A 3070-nucleotide genomic window follows, 5' to 3' on the forward strand; every position below is an offset into this window, starting at 1 on the left:
GCGAGCATCTCGGGGGCGGCGAGGCGCGGCCCGATGCCCGGATACGGACAGTCGAAGGTGAACAGCCCGGTCAGGCGCTCCGGTGCCTTCCGGCCGAGGGCCTGGATCACGTAGGCCCCGACATCGTGTCCGACGATGCCGGCCCGGGCGATGCCGAGGGCATCGAGCAGGGCGACGATGTCGGCCGCATGCACGTCGGCGCCGGCCTTGTCGGAGGGCCGGAGGTCGGGTTTCTCGCTGGCGCCGAAGCCGCGCAGGTCCGGCGCGATCAGTTCGAAGCGGTCGGCGAGCCGCCGCATCACCGGCTCCCAGGTCAGCCAGAATTCCGGCCAGCCGTGCAGCAGCACCAGGGGGCGGCCACGCCCGAGGCGGGCCACGTGGAGCGCGACGCCGTTGGCCGTGATCGTGTCGTGCCGGATCGCCGAATCATCCATCTGGGTGTGGTCCCTGCCGGCGCCCGGGCGGCGCCCTCGGCGGGGTCAACGCCCGCGAAGGGCGGTCACGTTCCCGGAGATCGTCGCGGTCGCGCCGGCCGCGAGCTCGCGCCAGAGGAAGCGGGCCGGATCGACGGGGGAGGGCGGCACGAGGCGCCCGGGCGGGATCGGCGCGAAGCCGAAGCGCCGGTAGTAGGGCGCGTCCCCGATGAGGATGACGAGGCCGTGGCCGGCGTCGGTCGCCGCGTCGAGGCAGGCCGTCATCAGGGCGGCGCCGATGCCGCGTCCCTCGAAGCTCGGATCGACCGTGAGGGGGCCGAGCACCAGGAGCGGGTTGCCGCCGGCCTCGGCCGGCCCCACCCGGACCGACCCGACGAGGTAGGTTGCCACCAGGGCGGTGAAGCAGAGCTCGGCCACCGGCACCGTGCCCTCGCGCAGGCGATAGGCGGTGCGGGCGAAGCGCCCGGGGCCGAAGGCGCGGGCATGGAGCCGCTCGATCGCTTCGGCGTCGCCCGCGTGCTCGTGCCGGATGACGAGGGGGAGGGCGGTCACGTCGCCCGCGCCGAGAAGTCGATGCGCGGGTCGATCCAGGTGTAGATCAGGTCGGAGAGCAGGTTCACCGCCAGCCCGAGCAGGGAGAAGATGTACAGGGTCGCGAAGACCACGGGGTAGTCGCGCCCGACGATGGAGGTGAAGGACAGGAGTCCGAGCCCGTCCAGGGAGAAGATCGTCTCGATCAGCAGCGAGCCTGTGAAGAAGGCCGAGATGAAGGCCGCCGGGAAGCCCGCGATGACGATGAGCATGGCGTTGCGGAAGACGTGGCCGTAGAGCACGCGGCGCTCGGAGAGGCCCTTCATCCGCGCGGTGAGCACATATTGCTTGCGGATCTCGTCGAGGAACGAATTCTTGGTCAGGAGGGTCGAGGTCGCGAAGGCGCCGAGCACCAGGGCGGTGAGTGGCAGCGTCATGTGCCAGGCGTAGTCGACCGCCTTGCCCCAGAGGCTCAAGGACTCGAAGTTCTCGCTGGTCAGGCCGCGGATCGGGAAGATCTGCACGAAGGAGCCGCCCGCGAACAGGATGATGAGGGCGATGCCGAACAGGAAGCTCGGGATCGCGTAGCCGACGATGACCACGGTCGAGGTCCAGAGGTCGAAGCGCGAGCCGTCGTGCACCGCCTTGCGGATGCCCAGCGGAATCGAGATCGCGTAGGAAATCAGCGTCATCCACAAGCCCAGCGAGATCGAAACCGGCAGGCGCTCGCGGATCAGCTGCAGCACCGACACGTCGCGAAAATAGCTGTTGCCGAAGTCGAACCGGACGTAGTCCCAGATCATCTTCGCGAAGCGCTCGGGGGCCGGCTTGTCGAAGCCGAACTGCTGTTCCAGCTTCTTGATGAAGGCCGGGTCGAGCCCTTGCGCGCCTCGGTAGCGGGCGCTGGCCTCGCCCCCGCCGGAACTACGCGCGGCGCCGCCGAGGTCGCCGGCCCCGCCGGTCACCCGCGACAGGCTGCCCTCGTTCTGGCCCTGGAGCTGGGCCAGCACCCGCTCCACCGGGCCGCCGGGGGCGAACTGCACGATGACGAAGGTGATGAGCATGATCCCGAAGATGGTGGGGACCATGAGCGCGATGCGGCGGAGGATGTAGCCGAGCACGGATATCCCTCAGGTTCGGCCGATGCGCCGGGCCTTGGTGGCGTCGTACCACCACACGTTCGGCGCGCCGAGGTCGTAGGTCGGCCCCTGGACCGGGCGGCCGTAGACGTCCCAGAGTGCCAGCCGGTGGTCGGCCTTGTACCACATGGGCACCCAGTAGCGGCCGGCCCGCAGCACCCGGTCGAGGGCGCGCGCGGCATGGATCATGTCGGCGCGCGTGGTCGCCTCCGTCACCTTGCCGATCAGCACATCGATGGCGGGACTCGCGATGCCGCCCAAGTTGTTCGAGCCGGGCGTGCCCGCGGCGCGCGAGCCATAGGCTTCGCGGAGTTCCGGGCCAGGCGTGAGCCCGCCGGCGAAGCGGCGGGCTGTGAGGTCGAAATCGAAATCCTTGACCCGGGCCTGATACTGGGAGGGATCGACCAGCCGGATGCTGGCACGGATGCCGATCAGCCCGAGATTGCGGATGAAGGGCTGCGTCACCGGCTGGAACACCGGATCGTTGTCGAGGAACTCGATTTCCAGCGGCTTGCCGGAGGGGAGGCGGATCACGCCGCCGTCGCGGGTGCAGCCCGCCTCGCGCAGAAGCGCCACGGCGCGGCTGAGGAGGGCGCGGTCCTGGCCCGAACCGTCGGAACTCGGCGGGCTCCAGGCCTCGCCGAAGACCTCCGCCGGCAGATCGCCGCGCATCGGGTCGAGGAGCGCCAGTTCCTCCGGCCCGGGGCGGCCGGTGGCCTTCAGGTCCGAGTTCTCGAAATAGGAGGCCGTGCGGATGTAGGCGCCGTACATCAGGTTGGCGTTCGACCAGTTGAAGTCGAAACACAGGCCGATCGCCTCACGCACGCGCGGATCGCGAAAAGCCTCGCGGCGGGTGTTCATCCACCAGCCCTGGGTGCCCGAGGGCCTCGCATCGGGCACCACCTCCTTGCGGACGCGGCCCTCCTGCACGGCGGGAAAGTCGTAGCCCGTGGCCCAGACCCGGGC

At 70.2% G+C, this 3070-nt stretch carries 4 protein-coding genes; all 4 read right to left on the bottom strand.

All coding sequences use genetic code 11. The annotated features are described in order from the left end of the window. A partial coding sequence (locus K2X24_RS15510) for an alpha/beta fold hydrolase (RefSeq protein WP_292499266.1) occupies positions 1-434 on the bottom strand: 434 nt, incomplete at its 3' end. 45 nt (positions 435-479) lie between these two features. Next, the gene (locus tag K2X24_RS15515) at positions 480-986 is read right to left on the bottom strand and encodes a GNAT family N-acetyltransferase (protein WP_292499267.1); all 507 of its coding nucleotides are present in this window, start codon (positions 984-986) and stop codon (positions 480-482) included. After that, positions 983-2086 carry a microcin C ABC transporter permease YejB gene (locus tag K2X24_RS15520; protein WP_292499268.1) on the bottom strand — a complete coding sequence of 368 codons (1104 nt, stop codon included), beginning with the start codon at positions 2084-2086 and terminating at the stop codon, positions 983-985. The genes K2X24_RS15515 and K2X24_RS15520 overlap by 4 nt, the downstream gene beginning before the upstream one ends. 9 nt (positions 2087-2095) lie before the next feature. Then, positions 2096-3070: ABC transporter substrate-binding protein (locus K2X24_RS15525; protein WP_292499269.1), on the bottom strand; the 975-nt coding region annotated here is incomplete at its 5' end.

The sequence above is a fragment of the Methylobacterium sp. genome (genome assembly GCF_019750675.1).
Classification (GTDB): domain Bacteria; phylum Pseudomonadota; class Alphaproteobacteria; order Rhizobiales; family Beijerinckiaceae; genus Methylobacterium.